Raw genomic sequence first — 18,757 nt, 5'->3', positions numbered from 1 at the left:
TAATAGCATGGAACCTGTAACACGTAAAATCTAATACAAAAAACATTTATTTCGATATGTAAAAAATATGGAACTACGGTATCTAAAATATTTCGTAACGGTTGCACAAACGCAACATTTCACCCGAGCTGCAGAGCAGCTGGGCATCGCACAGCCACCATTGAGCCAACAAATCAAAAAGTTGGAGCAAGAGATCGGTGTGCCGCTGTTTGACCGCTCATCGCGCAAAGTAGAGCTCACCAAAGTCGGCGAAACCTTGTATGTCGATGCGTTAAACATCCTCAAAAGCGTGGAACAAGCCAAAGCCAGAGCGCAGCAAATGGCCCGCGGCGAAAACATCGAAGTGCGGATTGGGTTTGCTACCTCTACGGCGATTTGCAAGGAAGTACTGGCGATCATGCGTCATCTGCGAGAAACCTTCCCTAAAGTGAGCTTTATTGGGGTTGAACTGCCGATGCACAAATTGGTTGAGCAATTGAAGGAGAAGCAACTCGATCTCGCCTTCAAACGTCTGCCTTGCTATGCCTGTGAGCAGCTCGAACGCATCGTGCTTTTTGAAGAACCTTTTATTGCGGTTATTCCTTCCAATACGGCGCTGGCGAGTCAATCTAGCCTCACCTTTAGCCAGTTACGCACTGAGCGTATTTTGCAGTTTCCGCGTGAAACTGGACCCGCACTGTATGATGAGATGACGTCGCTGTTTAGTCATAACGGGATCACTTGCGATCCGCTCTACTCTGCACCGCAACTGCGCTCAGCGGTAGCGATGGCACAAGCTGGGTTTGGCATCGCCATTGTGCCCCGCTCGCTGGCGGAACATCTGGATAACTCCACCACAGTGGCTGATATCCCAGAAATGCCATTAGTGAGTCAGGTGGTCGTAGCATGGGAACCCAATAACCTTAACCATCAAGTCCGCCAGATTATCGCCAGCATTCGCCACTACAAGGATGAGCATTTGCAAGGACACTAACCCCTTTTTCACCTCATCATCTCGTCCACTATCTGACGTCATTCTCTGCTACTTAGCTGCGGATGCAGTGAATTTTGCGTCAGTCAATGCAACTTTGACCTATCAACACGTTTTGTCTGTTTAAAGGGATTATGCTATATCCAAATAAACTCATGATGATACGTACAAGCAGAGCGACCTATGACCCCAAAACATCGTGGTACTCCTTGGTATTGGACTTTTTTTGCCGCTTGCCTAATTAGCACAGCAGCTCACAGCGAAACCACTACGGCTCCCTTTGACCATTTTCAAGCGCCATTTCATCCAGGAGCCACCTTTGGCGGTTTTGGCGGGGGTGATTGTAAAGTCTCTCGTACGCCAGTCATCTTCATTCATGGACGACAAGATACCGCCAGTGATTGGATGAAATCGACCGATAACCAACCGTCTCTTTATCAACAATTCATCACGGCAGGCTACAACCCTTGTGAACTGTTTGGCATCACCTACATTCCCGATGCGGGAAGAAAATCCCTTGAGTACAATCCGTTACAACCCGATACCTTCACTTTACTGCATCAGTTTATTGAACGTGTGCGACTGTTCACCCATGCCAGCCAAGTTGACCTAGTGGGTTACGATATTGGTGCTGTCGCAGCGCTCGCGACACTGGAGTACAGTGGCAGTTGGGATGAAGTGCGCCGAATGGTCAATATTGCGGGACCACTACGCGGATTGCCAAACTGCACCACTCAACAAGATGCCTCACAAGGGCAAAATGTTTGCGCAGCCCAAAGTTTGGATAACGCGTTTCACTTCGGGCTCTACCCAAGTGAAGATAGCTTAGATGGGTACAACGAATGGACCAGCGACAGCGGTCTTAAAAGCCTACGGGCGATGGCACAAAACCATCCGATGGTCAGTTTCTATACCCTGTCGGCGGGCACCAATGATGAGCTGTTATGCCCAAGCCGACAAAGTAGCTGTGCCGACAGTGCCACATTTGCACCGGCCAACAATGTGATGGCGCAGCTAGAGTGGCAAGATAAAGGGGTCAATCATCAAACACTCAAATCGGCCGCCACAGCCAGTGTGATCAAGATGCTCACAACCCATTGTAAAGGGACCGATTGCGCCGCATCCGCCTATCCTGTTGTTGCTGGTCGCCCATAACGGGCGACCTCGTGGCAGGCGTTAAAAATCGTAAGTAATGCTCACTGTGCTGTAAATCTCATCGTGGGATTTACTCGATGCCACTTCAGTGTTGTAGATGTATTGGCTATCGAGCACCAACGCCACATTATCAATCAGCTTATTGGTCAAGTTACCACCCAAGGTATAAGTGGTGTTGGATTCACCGTAGTCGACATCCGCGCTACCGCCAACCGATAAGCTGTCTGACAAGGTGGTTTTGCCATCAATGAACGCATTGACGATCACATCTTCTTCCACTTTATTAGGATGATCATCGTCGTTACCTTGACGCTTGGTGTATCGATAACCCGGACCGCCACCCACATTCAACTCACTGGTTTTGGTCTCGATAAGCGCCTTTTCGATACCGACGGTGACATCATAAACATGACGGTAGGTTTCATATTGGTCATGTTTGTATTCGTTATCGATATAGGCTTGGTAACTCCCTTCTAGCTCATAGGAAAACTTGTAGTTTAATGAGTATTTATTGACACCATCGTCGTCATCTTTGGCATTGGTGTAATAGGTGTTGCCTTTAAATTCTTGAGTATAGGGTTCGGTTTTGTACTTAAGACCTATTCCGGAGTTTAACGAAGTACTTGAAGAGGTGGTTTTGGAATAGATAAAGCCAAGTTTTGCACTACCTGTGAGGTTATTTTTCGGCTTGTCCTTAGCGGATGTTTCTGCTGCCATGGTGTTACTGGCGACGAGTAGCAGTCCCAGAATGGGTGTAAAAACAGTTACCTTCATGCGTTACGGCCTCATTTTTCATACTCAAAAGGTTAGCCTAACGACCTCATTTACAACGCTTGTCATAGCTAAGTCAGGGTCTGGCATTTTCTCTGAAGCCTTCGCCTTGGATGGGCATTCTTATCCTTGATACTGGTTTGAAGGCAAATAAATTGGTCATCACTAGCACAAGTTTGTACAATGCAGCCCCCTAAAGAAGTAGAGTGCCCCATGTCGTTTTTGAGTACATTGCAACATAACAGCTTATTAATCTCCGCCATTGTTATCTGTCTAATACTCATTGGCTTTATTATCAAAGGCCTGATTCTAAAGCATCACTCTTTCTTACAAAAAACCAGCAAGTGGCTTTTGATCTTGTGCTGCATCATGCTCATTACCATGCTGTGTGATACTTGGCATGACAAAACCATCCCAACCGACTACAACGATGCCATCGTGATGAAAAACATGGAAGGCACAACGGTTAACATCGCGCAGCTTAGCCAGAGCAGACCGGTGATTCTCTATTTTTGGGGATCTTGGTGTAACAGTTGTCGACTATTAACACCGTCGGTTGAATGGCTAAGCCACTATTATCCAACCGTGGGTATTGCCATGATGTCGGGTAGCAATGAAGAGATGCGCCAATATCTTGATGACCATCAGTTCAACTACTGGACCGTCAACGACAGCAATAACGACATTAGCCGCGAATGGCAGGTCACTTCACCGCCAAGCATCTTGATTATCTATAAGAATAAGATTCGCTTTTCTTCAACTGGGATATTATCGCCACTCGGGCTATGGGCGCGCGTATGGCTGGCTCACAAGTGACCGTTTAGTGCGGTGAGCATCACCTGCGAAGAACTCATTAGGTAGGTCTGTTCGGTATAAAGCGCTTCACTTGCCAAATCAAAACTGGCAGCGCAAAAACCAAACGCAAGATCTTGATAGAAATAGAGCGGTAACTCATCGAGCATGCACCACTGAAAACCAGCCAACTCAAATTGTTTGACTAAGCCTTCCTCTTTTGCATGTTCAAGCATCAAGCGGGATTGAAACACAATAATCCCTGCAATACCCGATGCAAGGGTGCATCCGTCACATAAGCTCGCCAATTTACGTAGCTCTTCAATCGGGGCAAACATCGCCGTACCGATAATCGCATAATTCACGCTATGAACTGGATGTAACAGACGCTGACTGCTGGGCGCGCAAATGACTGGCATCATAGCGCTGACATCAAACTCTTGCTCCAGCGCCTGTTTCCATTGGCTGGCATAACGTTTACGCCACTGATTAACACCAAACTCGGCAATCGAGATTTGACTAGGACGACGAGCATCGGCTTGACAGTGAAATAGCGCATCCGAACTTTGGCATACTGCACTGAGCGCACCGTTTTCCACCGCCATACGGCACATCGCCAATTGGGTATCCGTTGAAAACGTCGCTAAAGTCGAACCTTCAAACACCAAGATGGTGCTAGCAAGTTGAATTGGGGTAAAACGAGAGATTGTGACCATCACCAGATCCTGCCACGAAGTACCGCAGCTTAGCTCTCCCTTAAAGCGACAACGTATAACCGAATCGCCACGATGACGGCTCGTGTCCTTGGCAAGTCTCAGCCAAGGTAAGATCTGGTGATATGGTCGAGTGCATTGCTGCACTGTCACTGACTGACTGTTTGATAATGTCATTCAAATGCTCCGGCTATACGTCCCGATATGAAGCCCAACAAGGAGAACTGACTCCATAGTAGAGAACAATCTAGCCGAAACAAAATCCGTTCCGTGTTACCAATATACACAAAGTGTGTTTAATAGTGGCAATTAACAAAATATAAACAACATTACGTATTTAATAACAGGATTAATCTCTAAAAAAAGTGCGCTCATCATAGCTAAGTTCTTGAAAACTCTTTTGCAGGAACTCAATACAGACACGAAGTTTGGCAGACTCCGTCATGCGCGTTGGATAGATGGCCCAAATATCTGCTGTTTGGAAATAGTCTGGTAACAATTGGATAAGGCGACCTTGCTTAAGATCGTCCTCAATATCCCAAAATGAGCGCAAGATAATACCTTGATTGTGCACCGCCCACTGTTTCACGATACCACCATCGTTAGAGGAGAGCGCGCTGTTGATTCTTAACGCGGTCTCTCCCCCGTTGATGTGTTCCAGATTCCAGATGCCCGCGGTGCTGATCTTCTCTTTTAGCACCAAACACGAGTGATTTTTAAGTTCATCCAATGAACTAGGCGTCCCCTGTCTGGCTAGATAGGCTGGGCTTGCACAGAGAACACGTCGGTTTTTCGCCAACAATTTGCAAATATGCTGTTCGGGCAAAACCCCACCCACTCGGATCTCGAGATCGTAACCGGATTTGACCAGATCAATGTTCTTATCACTGACATCGAGACGAATGTCCAATTGCGGATAAGCAGTGGCTAATTGAGAGACGATGGGGGCGACTTTGGCGCGGCCGAAACCAAAACTGGTACAGATGGATAACTGCCCGCGCGGCATGTATTTGGATTGGGAAAGGTCATCGAGCATCTCATCCATGTTATCCAAAATGCGGATCGCTTGGTTAAACACACGTTGACCATCTTCGGTCAAGACCACGCGACGGGTAGTACGATGCAATAGCCGTGTATTAAGCGTTTTTTCCAATATCTGAATACGTTTACTGATATAGGCAGGCGAAACGCCCAATTCTTCTGCCGCCAAAACAAAACTCTCTTGGCGAACGACGGTAATGAGAACATTTAAATCCTGCGGCAAAGGAAATTGCTCGCGAACTGAGTGTTGTGACTTCATCTTTTCCTTGGCTAGACAATGCGGCGCAGCCCCATGGCGCAGTGCAATCATACGCTGTTTTATCAAATTGCCGCACTTTTCTCAAAAAGAGATTGGCGCACCGACACCAATTTCTAGCCAATCACAGCCAAGGGTTGTTGCAGGTCAAATTGCTCTAACATCGCTTGTGGAATCTGCTCCTTACCCACAACCCGTTTGGCAACAAAAAGCGCCGTCACTAACGAGTATGGCTGCGCCATGATTTTATCGTAGTCATTTTGATCGAGAATGCTTTCAATCACTTGCAGTGGAAATCCCCAAAGATGCAGTAGATAAGCACCTAACTGCTCCGATTTGGTATGGAACAGATATTTTTCTAGGTAGCTTTTGTCGCCATCTTTCTCGCTACAATGCAAGTAGGTTTTCATTAAATCCGGCAAGATCATCGTGCGAACAAATTCACCGACTTGATGCAAAATGCCTATAGACATCGCATCTAAACGCTGCGCTTCTGGCACCAATTTGCTCATCACTAATGCCACTTTTAAACTCTGCTTCCACAGCGTTTCCAGCGCTTTACTGGGCTTATCTTGTTGGCACACATAGAGCTCTAACATGGCAATCACATTCAACACAATCTGTGACCCTAACCGCGACACCGCCGCTTCGACGTTTTTCACCTCAGACTTACCGCGAAAAATAGCGTTATTGGCCATTTGAATCATCTTGGCACTGATAGCAGGATCTTCACTAATCACTCCTGCGATATCCGTTAGCGATGCGCTATTACTTGCCAACATCTCTTTCACTTTAAAATAGATTTTCGGTGCCACAGGCAGCGATGTAATCGTACCAATCGCATTTTGGATCAAGCGGTCAGGAAACTGATCGAGCATTACACCGATACGGCCAATTTCGTCCTTCAGCACTGCTGTATCACAAGGCTTCATAAACGCCTGATGCGCATAAAATCCCCCTTTGACGGTGATCATCGGGTCGGCATGCCCAGAGAGCGAAGCGCGAATAATCCACGGATATTTTTTACTGACGATTTCCAACAGCTCAGACCCATTCATATTGGGCATCATCATGTCTGAGATGATCAAATCGCACTCTTCATGAGAGAGAATATCTAGCGCCTGCTTACCACCATTTGCAGTGAGTACCTGTATATCACTGCAAAAAAGCGCTCGACGCAGACCGTTGAGCACCAATTGGTCATCATCCACTAATAAAATCTTCATCTGCCTCTTCCATTTCACGGCTGTGTTTTTTTACGGTATTGGGTATTTTGAGAATAAACGTTGCCCCAGCACCCACGGTCGATTCCACCAGCAATTCACCATGGTGCATATCGACAATGATCGCATAGGCCTGACTCAATCCTTGGCCAGTGCCTTTACCCACCTCTTTGGTGGTGAAAAAAGGATCAAAAATTCGTTCGATAATCGTTGCGTCAATCCCCACCCCGTTATCGGCTATCCGCACCACGGCATGCTCACTCTCTGCACTCGTGGTAATGACAATTTTGCCTGCGGGCTCTTCCTGCTGGCGCTTGCGCTCCTCAATCGCTTGTATCGCATTGACTAGGATACTGAGGATCACTTGGTTAAACAGGTCACGATAACAAGGAATGGCACTTAATCGTTCATCATACAGCCCTTCAATCTGCGCTATTTTACTCCACTGATTGGTCGCAATGGTCACGGTAGCTTGAATGGCTTCATTCAGATCAATGTATTGCAACTTGTCTTCACTATTATGGGTAAAGGATTTCATCGCTTTGATAATGTGGCTTATCTGTTGAATCCCTTCTAATGATTGCTCGATTGCCATTGGAATCTCATCGCGAATGAACTCCAACTCGGGATCAGCAAACAGAGCATTGGCCCGAGCTTGATAGATACGGCTATCTTCCTCGTCGGCTTTCAGTTGACGACACATGCCCATCAACCGACCATAAGCATCGCGCAAAAAGGTCAAATTATTGGTGAGATACTGTGCGGGCGTATTAATTTCGTGAGCAATTCCCGAGGCAAGCTGACCAATCGACTCCATTCGATTGGCTTGTCGAACTTCTTGTTCCAACATGAGTATTTCAGAAATGTCGCGCACAAGCAGGGTATAAAGCGCATGACCTTGATAGAGACCCGACATTCGTGACAGGGTAAAGTCACAAGGGAAAAAAGTGCCATCTTTGCGGGTCGCTCTGGCACGAATGTGGCTCAGATCGTTTAGTCCGGCATGTTCAACATCTAACATGGTTTGAAAATCGACCGAAGGCAGTAACTGTGAAACAGAAAGGTCACTGAGATCTTGAGTCTGGTAGTCAAACAGCGCCAAGCCTACGGGGTTCATACTCAGCACCCGAGCTTGGCTGTCAACGATAATTAAACCATCGGTTAAGCTATCGACAATATCTTGTTCTCGGGTCTTTGATTGGCGCACGTCCTCTTTGGCTTCGCGGATTTGCCCAAGCGCCGTTGAGCTGAACAAGCTGACCAAAATAAACAGACAAAAAATCATGCCTTGCATTGCCAATACCCCAGAGTGGACATTGGAATGAGACATCTCTATTTTGTGTAACTCGGCGTACAAGGTCGCCGATAAAGTAATGGATGAGTGCAAGGTAAACATGGCCAATCCCAACACGATAGCAATGGTGATTTGCCGCACGAGATCCTTACGGTGATGTTCAAGATGTAACTTAATCAGATACAAAGCGAAGCAGCTCAAAGATAGAGAAAGCAACACGCCACAAAGTAAGATCATCGGGTCGTAGACCAAGATGCCAGGAATGTGGATCGCTTTAGTACCGATGATCAACATAAAGACCATTCCAGTGGTAAAGCAAAACGCACTCATCGCCATTTTTGCTTTAGTAAAATGCTCTCTTTGCAATAGCGCAAAAGCGATCCAAGCTCCGGTAATGGCGGCCACCATCGACAACACCGACTCCCAAGGATTGACCCGTAACGCTAAAGGCAGATCGAGAGATAACACACCAGTATAAAAAGTGGACCACGCGCCAGCACCAAACAGCATACTGCCCATAAACTGCCAACGCTTAACCAAGTGACCGGAAATAGAAAAGCGCGCCCCTTCCAAAATGGTGAGGCAGCCATAAGCGGCGACAACGGCGAGCACCACTGAAAGAATCAGTAGTGGCTGATTGTAATGCCAGTCGATCAGTACATAGTCATCTGAATTGATGGCTTGAAAGTGCCACAGCTCCACTTGCTATTCCTCTGCCCGCCATTTACCACTAAACGTATTGCATACCAAATACATTCCACACCAAAGATGATGTACAGCAGAAGTTTGAGAGGTCTCTCGAACCTCACACAACTCTTCGTTGTACTTCTCTAAAAGTAGCGTTGCATCGGGGTTTATCAAGGCAATTGTCATACCCAAAGCGTAGTACATCGAGACTTTGCTTTATCGATCACGTCGCGAGTTGTGCGCCGTTTTATGGAAACTTGCGCAGCAATAAAATGCGATAGAGCTAAAAAAATCTCATGAGACAAGATACAGAGCACGATTCGGATTACCGTAAATAAACGTCAATTACTCTCATCACCCCAACCGAATAAGCATCGGCCTTGGTGGATATTTTTTAACCAAACATCCTTTTGATACTTTATTGATCTCAATTTTCCAACTATTTTTAATGATTTAAAAATAGATATTAAACATGATGTTATAAAAATAATTATCATAATTAAAGCGAGTTTTTGATATTAAAGTAATTACACTAATTTATGTGATCGTCAGCGTAAAGGATTAACAAAACACTATTTAACAAAGTAAATAAGTGTCAACTTTAAAAATGAAACTTCGGTTTATTTATGTGTTAAATACCACATCAACCATAAACCGAACCTCATAACAATGATCTTGACTCAATACAGATTCAGTTAAATAGGATGCCACCATGATCAAACCAAGTGCTCCACTGACCGCCGCACTCAAGTGCTCGGTACTTGCTCTTGCTATCAGTTCTGCCTCTGCTTTTGCTGCCACAGGTTATGCCACCCAAAATGGGGGAACCACTGGCGGTGCTGGTGGTTCTGTTGTTTATGCCACAACCGGGACAGCAATTCATCAAGCGCTATGCTCGCGCGCAACCAGTGATACCCCTATCATCATTCAAGTTGAAGGCACCATTAATCACGGTAATACCTCCAAAGTAAGTGGTGATAGTTGCAATACTGCCGAGGACACCATCGAACTCAAGCAAATCAGTAATGTGACCCTTATTGGGGTGGGTAACGGCGCGACATTTGATCAGCTAGGTATCCATATTCGAGATTCATCCAACATCATCATTCAAAACGTACACGTGAAGAACGTGAAAAAATCAGGCTCGCCCATCTCCAATGGAGGTGACGCTATCGGTATCGAAAAAGACGTGAGCAACGTCTGGGTTGACCACGTAACACTGGAAGCCAGCGGCGGTGAAAGTGACGGCTATGATGCTCTTTTCGATATCAAAAATAACTCCAAGTACATCACGCTCTCTTACAGTATTTTGCGTAACTCCGGACGCGGAGGTCTGGTGGGATCGAGTGATAGTGATACTGAAAATGGCCCTGTGACCTATCACCATAACTACTATCAAAACATCAACTCTCGGACACCGCTGCTGCGTCACGCGACCGCGCACTCCTACAACAACTACTACGACAATCTGATCTCTTCCGGTATGAACCCTAGAGCGGGTGGCAAAATCAAAGTTGAAAACAACTATGTGAAAGATTCTCAAGACCCATTAGGCACGTTCTATACCAACGACATGGGCTACTGGGATGTGAGTGGTAACGTTTGGGACAACGTCACTTGGACAGACGAAGCGAGCAAGAATTATCCCGCCGGCCCAAATCCAACCTCTACGACCTCGATCAGTATCCCTTATCAATATTCTCTTGATGACGCGAGCTGTGTGCCAGACATCATTACATCCACTGCTGGCGCAGATACCGGGCTTGCGGTATCGGATGGTAACTGTGGCAGTAGCTCCGGTGGTGATAGCGATTCTGATACCACCAACGGAACGGTGAACGGGACTTATCGTATTACCCCTCTGCACAGTTCTAAAGCAGTCGATATTGCCAATTGCGATACAGCCAATGGGGCCAATGTTCAACAATGGAGTTGGTTAAATAACGATTGCCAAAAATTTGCCATCTCTAATGTTGATGGTATCTGGCACCGCATTTCACCGGTTGTCGCATCGGATAAAGCGTTCGATGTCTATAACGGCTATCGCACCAGCGGCACCAACATCATGCTCTATGAGTATCGTGATGCCACCAACCAACAGTTTCGTTTCCAATCAGCAGGCAAAGACAAATGGCGCATCATCAACCGTAATAGTGAGCTTTGTCTAAACGTCGTCGATAGCTCGACGGCAGATGGAGCCAACATTGTTCAATACCAATGCACTGCCGGTGCAGAAAACCAAATGTTCACATTAACTCGTCAGTAGTTAAGGCCTTTGCGCTCTAAATAGAGCCCTTTAATCGGGAAGCTGTTCACGCTCTTCCCCCATTATCCCTACTCGCCCGAGTAGGGATTTTTTTATTGCAAATTACTCTCATTCTATCTTTTGATGTAACAGGTATGTTATATTGTCGTCCAACTTGTTACCCACGATTAAAGCGATTGTAAAATAAGCAGATGTTACTTCCTCCAGTAATGCGCCGCGCTGCATGGCTCTCGCTGTTTGCCGTGCTATTACTCTACATCGCACCGCTTATTTCGATGAGCATGGTCATGTCGATGCCGCGTGGGCACGAGATGTCACACATGCAGCATCATGCCCCAGCGACCGAGATGGATCATGCACAAGCTCATATGAGCTGGTGTGCCTACTGTGACCTTTTACCAACCTTACATGCGGTTTTTAGTCCAATTCTCGCCATCGCTGCCGCCACATTTTTGCTGCTTTATCGCGCTATCTCTACCGATTATCAGTTCTATCTGCCGATTCAACGGGCCATTTATCGACCTCGCGCCCCGCCGCTAACCGCTTCACTTCATTGATTAACTTATTATCCCACCGGCTTCAAGAAACGCATTTACTTCTTAAAACCGATGAGGATTGATTAGCGCTAACAACCAAGCCATCTCGCTTTGCCTGTTGTTGCGCTTGCACATATTCAAAATAAGAGAAGAGAAAATGCCTGCCAAAGCTGCGTCTTCAACTCGTTGTGATACCGTGTTAAAGCAAAGTTCAGACTCAACACAATCGGACTCAACAAAAAGCACCCCGCTCAATCAGGGGGCAAGTGCCTTTATTCGTCGTTTACATTTCTATATCGGCCTATTTATCGGACCCTTCATTTTTATGGCCGCTTTAACGGGCACTCTTTATGTGATGACACCGCAACTAGAACAGTGGGTTTATCACGATGAACTGACCACCACGAGCCAAGGTCAACCTCAGCCCTTGAGTTTGCAAATCGCTGCGGCGCGTCAAGCGCTCGCCACGCCACTGGTGATTAAATCCGTGCGCCCTGCTCCAGCGCCGGGACAAACCACGCGCGTACTGTTTCGTGATCCCACACTTGATCACTACCAAGTTCGCACGCTATTTGTTGATCCGGTCACGTTAGCCATTCGTGGTGATCTTGCCAGTTATGGCACCAGTGGAATTTTGCCGCTGCGTATCGCCATCGACTTTATGCACACCGATTTACTCCTTGGCCCTGTGGGACGTAACTACAGCGAACTCGCCGCTTCTTGGATGTGGGTGGCGGCATTAGGCGGTCTTTATTTATGGTGGACTCAACGCCGCGCCATTGGTCGAGAAAGCAAAAAAGGATCATGGGCGCATCATCGTTCGCGCCACAGTCAAGTGGGCGTATGGATTGCGCTAGGCCTGCTGTTTTTCTCTGCCACTGGCTTAACTTGGTCTAAATGGGCTGGGAGTAATATTGCCCAGTGGCGGCAAGCCATTGGTTGGGTAACACCAACGGCATCACGCCAATTGCCAGTCACCAACAGCAAGTATGTCTATCAAGATACGCAATTTGATAGCGTGGTAACAGCGGCGCGCGATTTTGGCATTGATGCTGGCAAAATTGAGGTGGTTCCCGCCTATAAAGCGGGCAGTGCTTGGGTGGTACAAGAGATCGATCGCGCCTGGCCAACGCAAGTCGATAGTGTGGCTATCGACCCAACCAACGATCACGTCGTGAGCCATGCCAATTTTGCTGATTATCCAATCGTGGCGAAGTTGATTCGCTGGGGTATCGATGCACATATGGGCGTACTGTTTGGCTTACCAAATCAAATTGTGCTCGCCCTGTTTGGCCTCTCTTTATGCACCATGATCGTCTGGGGCTATCGCATGTGGTGGGTCCGCCGCCCTAAAGCAGGCAACATGATGGAGCCTTTAACCGCCGCTTGGCTCAAATTATCGATCTTAGGTCGCACACTGGTACTTATTGTCGCACTGTTTCTCGGTTGGTCACTGCCAGTGATGGGCGTAAGCCTAGTAGTGTTCATTGCGATCGATTTGTTGCGCTGGCACTTGAATAAAAGTGGGGTATTGGCTACCGCACAATAGCGCTCGCAAGCGAGCCATTACTCTAATATGAATAAAAAGGCACCGCTGGTGCCTTTTTTCATAAAAGTAACAAAGTGTGACCGAATGACATATTTGCGACATATCTCTATGTAAACAGCACTAATCAATTGATAACCGCTTGTTACAAGTTTGAATGATGGTATATTCACCCAAGGTTCCTAATACTAAAGTTGAAGGCTCCTCGGTGTTGATACACACAAAAAGAAACCTCGCCGCTGCATAAAAAACCCCAATTCCGATGATCCATTGTTCAGTGACAGTGATACAGTATCGGGTCTTTTGTGGATTTAAATCATAAAAACCATGGCGGACGGATGTGATTATAAATGTTAGCAAGTGAAAAGAGATGTAACGCCCAATGAAAAAAGTATCTGGTCATAATGGATTGAACCAGCTTCATTCTGATGCAAAGGAACAGCTGGTGGACGTGGTTCTAATTGGTGGCGGTGTGATGAGTGCCACACTAGGAACTTTCTTACAACAGCTTGAACCTAACTGGACCATTGAGATGTTTGAACGCTTGGGCGATGTTGCTCAAGAAAGCTCATATGGTTGGAACAACGCAGGCACAGGTCATTCAGCCTTAGCTGAAATGAACTACACCCCTGAAAAAAGCGACGGTCAAATCGACATCTCCAAAGCAATCAAAATCTACGAGCAATTTCAGCTGTCTCGTCAATTTTGGGCTTACTTGGTCAAGCACGGTTTGATTAAAAACCCAAGCAGCTTCATTAACAGTGTCCCTCACATGAGTTTTGTCTGGGGCGAAGATAATGTTCGCTACCTGCGCAAACGTTTTCAGGCAATGCATCGCAGCCCTCTTTTTGATGGTATGGCTTACTCAGAAGACGCCGATCAAATCAAATCATGGATTCCATTGGTGATGAACGGTCGCGATAAAAATCAACCGATTGCGGCAACTCGTACCCGTCTTGGAACCGATGTTAACTTCGGTGCGCTGACCCAACAGTTAGTTAAACAACTGACTAATAACGATCACTTTTCACTGCACACTAACCACCAAGTCACTGATATCAAACGTCATCCTCAGGGTGGCTGGTCTGTATCGGTGCAAGATACCAAAGCCAACACACCTATTCGCCAAGTACGTGCTAAGTACGTATTCATTGGTGCAGGTGGTGCGTCGCTACGTTTACTACAAAAATCCGGCATTCCTGAAGCGCGCGCTTACGCAGGCTTTCCTGTCGGAGGTCAGTTCCTCGTTACCGAAAATCAAGAGTTGGTCGAAGAGCATTTGGCCAAAGTGTATGGCAAAGCCTCTGTTGGGGCGCCACCGATGTCCGTTCCTCACTTAGATACGCGCGTGATAGACGGCAAACGCCTACTGCTATTTGGACCGTTCGCGAGTTTCTCAAGTAAATTCCTTAAAGAGGGATCGCTTTGGGATCTGTTCGGTTCACTAACCCCAGCCAACGTACTGCCTATGGCAAAAGTGGGCGTGACCAACTTTAATCTAGTCACCTACTTGATTGGTCAGCTACGCCAAACCGACAACGACCGCTTTGCTGCACTGCAAACCTTCTTTCCACAAGCAAAACAGCAAGATTGGCGTTTATGGCAAGCAGGTCAACGTGTGCAAATCATCAAAAACGTCCCTGGCAAAGGCGGACAACTTCAGTTGGGCACTGAGCTAGTGAATGCACAAGATGGTAGCCTTACTGCCATGCTTGGCGCATCACCTGGCGCATCAACATCAGCGGCAATCATGCTGGAACTGCTTGAAAGCTGCTTTGCCCAAGAGATGGCAAGTCCTGAATGGCAAGCTAAGATCAAAGCGATGGTGCCATCTTACGGTGAGTCACTCCACGACCAGCCAGAGCTCAATCAAAAAATCTTGCTGGAAACCAGTAAGGTGCTTGGCCTAGAACACCATTTAGACGATTGGTCAGAAGAGCCAGTTGCCACTGAGCAAACCAGTGATGAAGAGCAGTACGAATCGCTCAATTAATCCATTTCAAGGCCTCCTGAAAAGGAGGCCTTGCTGTTTTATTCCCCATAAAACGAAACAAGCCATCCGCACAGTCAATCCATTACCGTCCAATTAATTCACCCAATCAACATACTTGTCTAACCCCAATGAGTGCGGTATGAATGGCATTACTATCCATTCATATTTCTCACTAACTAATCATAATGAAGGAGAAAAGTGTGTCAGCCCTATTTAGCCCTATCACTTTCGGTCAAACGACCTTAGCTAACCGGATTATCGTCGCCCCGATGTGCATGTACTCTGCCGAAAACGGTATAGTGCAGCCATGGCATGAACAGCACTATGCCACGCTCGCTCAATCGGGTGCGGGTCTGCTGATCGTAGAAGCCAGTGCCGTTGCACCAGAAGGTCGTATTAGTTATGCCGATGCGGGCATTTGGAACCAAGAGTGCCAAGATGCTTGGCAACAAGTGGTCAGTCACGTGAGTCGCTACAGCGCTACCCCAATGATCATGCAATTAGGTCACGCTGGGCGCAAAGCATCCACCAGCAAACCATGGGAAGGTGGCAAACCAATTGCGGCAGATCAACCCAACGGTTGGCAGACAGTCGCGCCAAGCGAGAGCACTTTCGCTGCCACCGATCCAACCCCCAACGCCCTTAGCCTCGAAGACATTGAGCGTGTGATCAATGAATTCGTTGCTGGCGCTTTACGAGCGCAAGCTGCCGGGTTCCAAGGGATCGAAATTCATGCCGCGCACGGCTATTTGCTGCACCAGTTTTTATCGCCAATCAGTAACCAGCGTGAAGATGAATTTGGCGGCAGTTTAGAAAATCGCATGCGCTTAGTACTGCAAGTGTTTGAGGCGATTAAAGCCGCTGTACCGTCATCGTTTATGGTGGGGATACGAATTAGCGCGACCGATTGGGTTGAAGGTGGTTGGGATACTGAACAAAGTATCGCACTGGCGAAAATACTGGATACTAAAGGTTGCCACTACATACATGTTTCGAGTAGCGGTCTCAGTGCTCAGCAGCAACTGAAAGTGGGTCCAAACTACCAAGTCCCCTTTGCTGAGCAGATCAAAGCACAGGTTACCATGCCAGTGATTGCTGTCGGATTGATTACCGACCCTCATCAAGCCGAAGAGATCGTGCAGCAAGGCCAAGCAGATGCAATTGGCCTAGCGCGCGGTCTTCTTTACAACCCTCGTTGGCCTTGGCATGCTGCCGCAGAACTGGGGGATACCATTGCAGTATCACCTCAGTATTTACGCTGCCAGCCGCACGGCTTAGCCAGTTTGTTTAAATCGGCATAATCTCGCGACCAACGCATAAAAAAGAAAAAGGGAACTGATTACTCAGTTCCCTTTTTCATAATTCCGATTTTGCTCTTTTGAATCCATTACGCTGATAGGTGCTTTTCGAGTTGGCCTAACACCACATCTAATTGACCTGTCAAACAATTGACTCTGGCACTGTTTTCTTCTTGCTTAATCAAGCGCAGTAAAACCACATATTGTTCGTACTGCTCTTGAATCGCTTTATAATCTTTATACGTATAGTGCTCTTCAATCGACTCAATCTCTTGATGAGTAAGACGATTTTCCAAGCAATAAAAGTGCCCCGATACCATGCTACTCTGCACCTTATTGAGCAGAGATTCGACGGCAAACACACCCACTGTAGAAGGTTTGCTCGCAAACCAACGTCTATTTCCCAACGACAACAATGTGCTCATCACCATAAAAAAATCGCTCAATGATCAGGACTACTATCCTAATAGAATAGACGGTGCAGAAATGAAGACAAATTGCAATGATCAACTCTGTGATATAACGCCAATTTTACACAATGTTTTACACAAAACAGGCCAAGATTTATGCAAGTTGTTAATATCGAACACCATTTTATTGACACTTCTTCCACCTATGCCAGCTCGTTATCAATAGAAATGGTAATAACAAGAGGGAAAACCTAGGTGCAAAAGCCGCTTAATCTCTTCAAGCATAGTCCATTTTTATAAGCGTTAAGTTTGATATTTCATTGTTCTGCCAGCAAACTCTTGCTCGATAGACTGATCTATCTAGCCAAGTAAGCATCAAGTTAAATGGCTGCGAAATGTGATCACGGGAAAAGTCAGCTGCAATATTATTGATTAACCTAGAAAATCTCGGCAGGTATGATAGAGATTCTAATGACGTTTAAATCTTCACTTTTGTTGTTATCCAGCACTGTGCTGCTTTCCCTAACAGGCTGTGTTTCTCACGCCAACTTAGATACGACAACCAATGCGCTAAACTCGGTGACCGCGCAGTGGTATATCGGTGACCAAGGTAAGCGATTCGATCGAATTGAATATCAATTTGCACAGCCGCTACAACCTCAAACCTTAGCTGGACTTAAGCTCAAATTGGTTGGGACATTTCATGACGGCCAGAGTGCAAAAGAGCACAACTCACCCAATCGACGCGTAGAACTTCCGGTTACCCACATCGATTGGGTGGGAAAATCCTTAGTCGTCGATGTACAGGATTTTGATACCAAAGGCTTGCTCGGTATTGAGGTGGACAGCAACTTAGCGCAACTAACCACCTCCCATTTGGTCTATAAGACACACATCCGCAGTGTGGATGACTTTGTGCAACATCAGTTTGTCGCCAAAGATGGAACCACCCTATCCTATTGGCTCTATTTGCCCAAAGATGCTCAGCCTGCACCTTTGATGGTGTGGGAACACGGTGGTGGTGAAGTGCTTGCCTCTTCCTATCCTAGAGCCAATCTTGAAGCCAATCGCGGCGCGACAGCATGGGTGGAAAGTGGTCATCCAACCGCTGTGTTGTCGGTTCAATTTCCTGAGAATTACAGCTTTGGTATCGCCGACATTCCAGACCAATTTGCCCAAATGCAGCGCTACAATACCGCTCAATATGAGCTCATCCAAAGTCTAGTTAACGCCAAACTTATCGACACAAAACGAATTTATATCTCTGGCGCGTCATCAGGTGGCGGTGCAGGGCTGCGTTTTATCATGCAATACCCCAAACTGTTTGCGGCAGCGGTGATCATTGCAGCGAAAGATACCATCGTTCCCTTGTCTGATAAGTATCATCTTGCCTATCGCTTCGATGCGCCAATCAGTGCACTTCGCCTAGCTGAAGAGGATTACGAGTCTAGCTATCAAGAGATGGAAAACGCCCTGTCAGACACCAACATCACCGGCGTTCCTATTTGGTTTGCCCAAGCTCAAAACGATCGTATCTGTACGCCGTACACTTCGATCATGATGTTTGATATTTTGCAAAAGCAAGGCGCGAAAGCCAATCACCACACGCTCTATTCCGATCAAGAAATGGCAGCATCGCATGTGCCACTCAACCACTTCTCATGGGTTCCAACCCTAAATAATCCTAAGATCATTGAGTGGGTCTATCAGCAACACAGATGAATCCGTACACACCAACGACAACAATGAGAAAAGGGCGCAATGCGCCCTTTCTATGGAGACAATACCGTGAGACTGTCTCGATAT

Annotated in this window: 15 protein-coding genes; 9 read left to right on the top strand and 6 right to left on the bottom strand. The window is 46.7% G+C overall.

The genetic code is table 11. The annotated features are described in order from the left end of the window. The first annotated feature begins 67 nt into the window (after positions 1–67). Entirely contained in the window at positions 68–973 is a 906-nt protein-coding gene (locus OCV11_RS05470; protein WP_261895509.1) for a LysR family transcriptional regulator, read from the top strand. Positions 974–1,153: 180 nt separating this feature from the next. Beyond that, positions 1,154–2,125 (top strand): lipase family protein, encoded by a 972-nt coding sequence (locus OCV11_RS05465; protein ID WP_261895508.1) that lies wholly within the window; start codon positions 1,154–1,156, stop codon positions 2,123–2,125. 21 nt (positions 2,126–2,146) lie between these two features. Here OCV11_RS05465 and OCV11_RS05460 read toward each other — a convergent pair whose 3' ends face one another. Continuing rightward, positions 2,147–2,899 (bottom strand): DUF481 domain-containing protein, encoded by a 753-nt coding sequence (locus OCV11_RS05460; protein WP_261895506.1) that lies wholly within the window; start codon positions 2,897–2,899, stop codon positions 2,147–2,149. A gap of 210 nt (positions 2,900–3,109) precedes the next feature. On the opposite strand from OCV11_RS05460, the gene OCV11_RS05455 reads away from it, so the two are divergent. Further along, complete coding sequence (locus OCV11_RS05455; RefSeq protein ID WP_261895504.1) at positions 3,110–3,712, top strand: protein disulfide oxidoreductase; 603 nt, start codon at positions 3,110–3,112, stop codon at positions 3,710–3,712. Here the strand turns inward: OCV11_RS05455 and OCV11_RS05450 are convergent. The 4 genes from OCV11_RS05450 to OCV11_RS05435 form a co-directional block, all read right to left on the bottom strand. After that, a complete protein-coding gene (locus OCV11_RS05450) occupies positions 3,703–4,578 on the bottom strand; it encodes an aconitase family protein (protein WP_261895503.1) in 876 nt (291 codons plus the stop codon). The two genes, OCV11_RS05455 and OCV11_RS05450, sit on opposite strands and share 10 nt — an antisense overlap. A 172-nt stretch (positions 4,579–4,750) precedes the next feature. Next, complete coding sequence (locus tag OCV11_RS05445) at positions 4,751–5,701, bottom strand: LysR substrate-binding domain-containing protein (RefSeq protein WP_261895502.1); 951 nt, start codon at positions 5,699–5,701, stop codon at positions 4,751–4,753. A gap of 113 nt (positions 5,702–5,814) precedes the next feature. After that, positions 5,815–6,924 (bottom strand): response regulator, encoded by a 1,110-nt coding sequence (locus OCV11_RS05440; protein ID WP_261895501.1) that lies wholly within the window; start codon positions 6,922–6,924, stop codon positions 5,815–5,817. Beyond that, entirely contained in the window at positions 6,902–8,917 is a 2,016-nt protein-coding gene (locus OCV11_RS05435; protein WP_261895500.1) for an ATP-binding protein, read from the bottom strand. Before OCV11_RS05435 ends, OCV11_RS05440 begins: the two co-directional genes overlap by 23 nt. Before the next feature lie 697 nt (positions 8,918–9,614). Here OCV11_RS05435 and OCV11_RS05430 point away from each other — a divergent pair. The 5 genes from OCV11_RS05430 to OCV11_RS05410 all read left to right on the top strand — a co-directional run bounded on the left by OCV11_RS05430 (position 9,615) and on the right by OCV11_RS05410 (position 16,544). Next, positions 9,615–11,168 carry a pectate lyase family protein gene (locus OCV11_RS05430; RefSeq protein WP_261895499.1) on the top strand — a complete coding sequence of 518 codons (1,554 nt, stop codon included), beginning with the start codon at positions 9,615–9,617 and terminating at the stop codon, positions 11,166–11,168. A gap of 191 nt (positions 11,169–11,359) precedes the next feature. Continuing rightward, complete coding sequence (locus OCV11_RS05425; RefSeq protein ID WP_261895497.1) at positions 11,360–11,725, top strand: DUF2946 domain-containing protein; 366 nt, start codon at positions 11,360–11,362, stop codon at positions 11,723–11,725. 136 nt (positions 11,726–11,861) lie between these two features. Beyond that, on the top strand, positions 11,862–13,253 hold the full coding sequence (locus OCV11_RS05420) for a PepSY-associated TM helix domain-containing protein (protein ID WP_261895495.1): 1,392 nt from the start codon (positions 11,862–11,864) through the stop codon (positions 13,251–13,253). A 379-nt stretch (positions 13,254–13,632) separates the two neighbouring features. Then, on the top strand, positions 13,633–15,243 hold the full coding sequence (gene mqo / locus OCV11_RS05415) for a malate dehydrogenase (quinone) (protein WP_261895493.1): 1,611 nt from the start codon (positions 13,633–13,635) through the stop codon (positions 15,241–15,243). A gap of 200 nt (positions 15,244–15,443) precedes the next feature. Further along, positions 15,444–16,544, top strand: a complete 1,101-nt coding sequence (locus tag OCV11_RS05410) for an NADH:flavin oxidoreductase/NADH oxidase (RefSeq protein ID WP_261895491.1) — start codon at positions 15,444–15,446, stop codon at positions 16,542–16,544. An 86-nt stretch (positions 16,545–16,630) separates the two neighbouring features. Here the strand turns inward: OCV11_RS05410 and OCV11_RS05405 are convergent, their stop codons facing one another. Then, positions 16,631–16,972: a hypothetical protein gene (locus OCV11_RS05405; RefSeq protein ID WP_261895489.1), complete on the bottom strand. Its 342-nt coding sequence runs from the start codon at positions 16,970–16,972 to the stop codon at positions 16,631–16,633. A 450-nt stretch (positions 16,973–17,422) separates the two neighbouring features. Here OCV11_RS05405 and OCV11_RS05400 point away from each other — a divergent pair, with 450 nt between their 5' ends. Continuing rightward, the gene (locus OCV11_RS05400) at positions 17,423–18,673 is read left to right on the top strand and encodes a carboxylesterase family protein (RefSeq protein WP_261895487.1); all 1,251 of its coding nucleotides are present in this window, start codon (positions 17,423–17,425) and stop codon (positions 18,671–18,673) included. The last annotated feature ends 84 nt before the right edge of the window (positions 18,674–18,757 follow it).

The sequence above is a fragment of the Vibrio porteresiae DSM 19223 genome (assembly GCF_024347055.1).
In the GTDB taxonomy this organism is placed as follows: Bacteria; Pseudomonadota; Gammaproteobacteria; order Enterobacterales; family Vibrionaceae; genus Vibrio; species Vibrio porteresiae.
The sequence above is the reverse complement of the archived record's forward strand: the minus strand, read 5'-3'. Positions and strand labels throughout refer to the sequence as shown.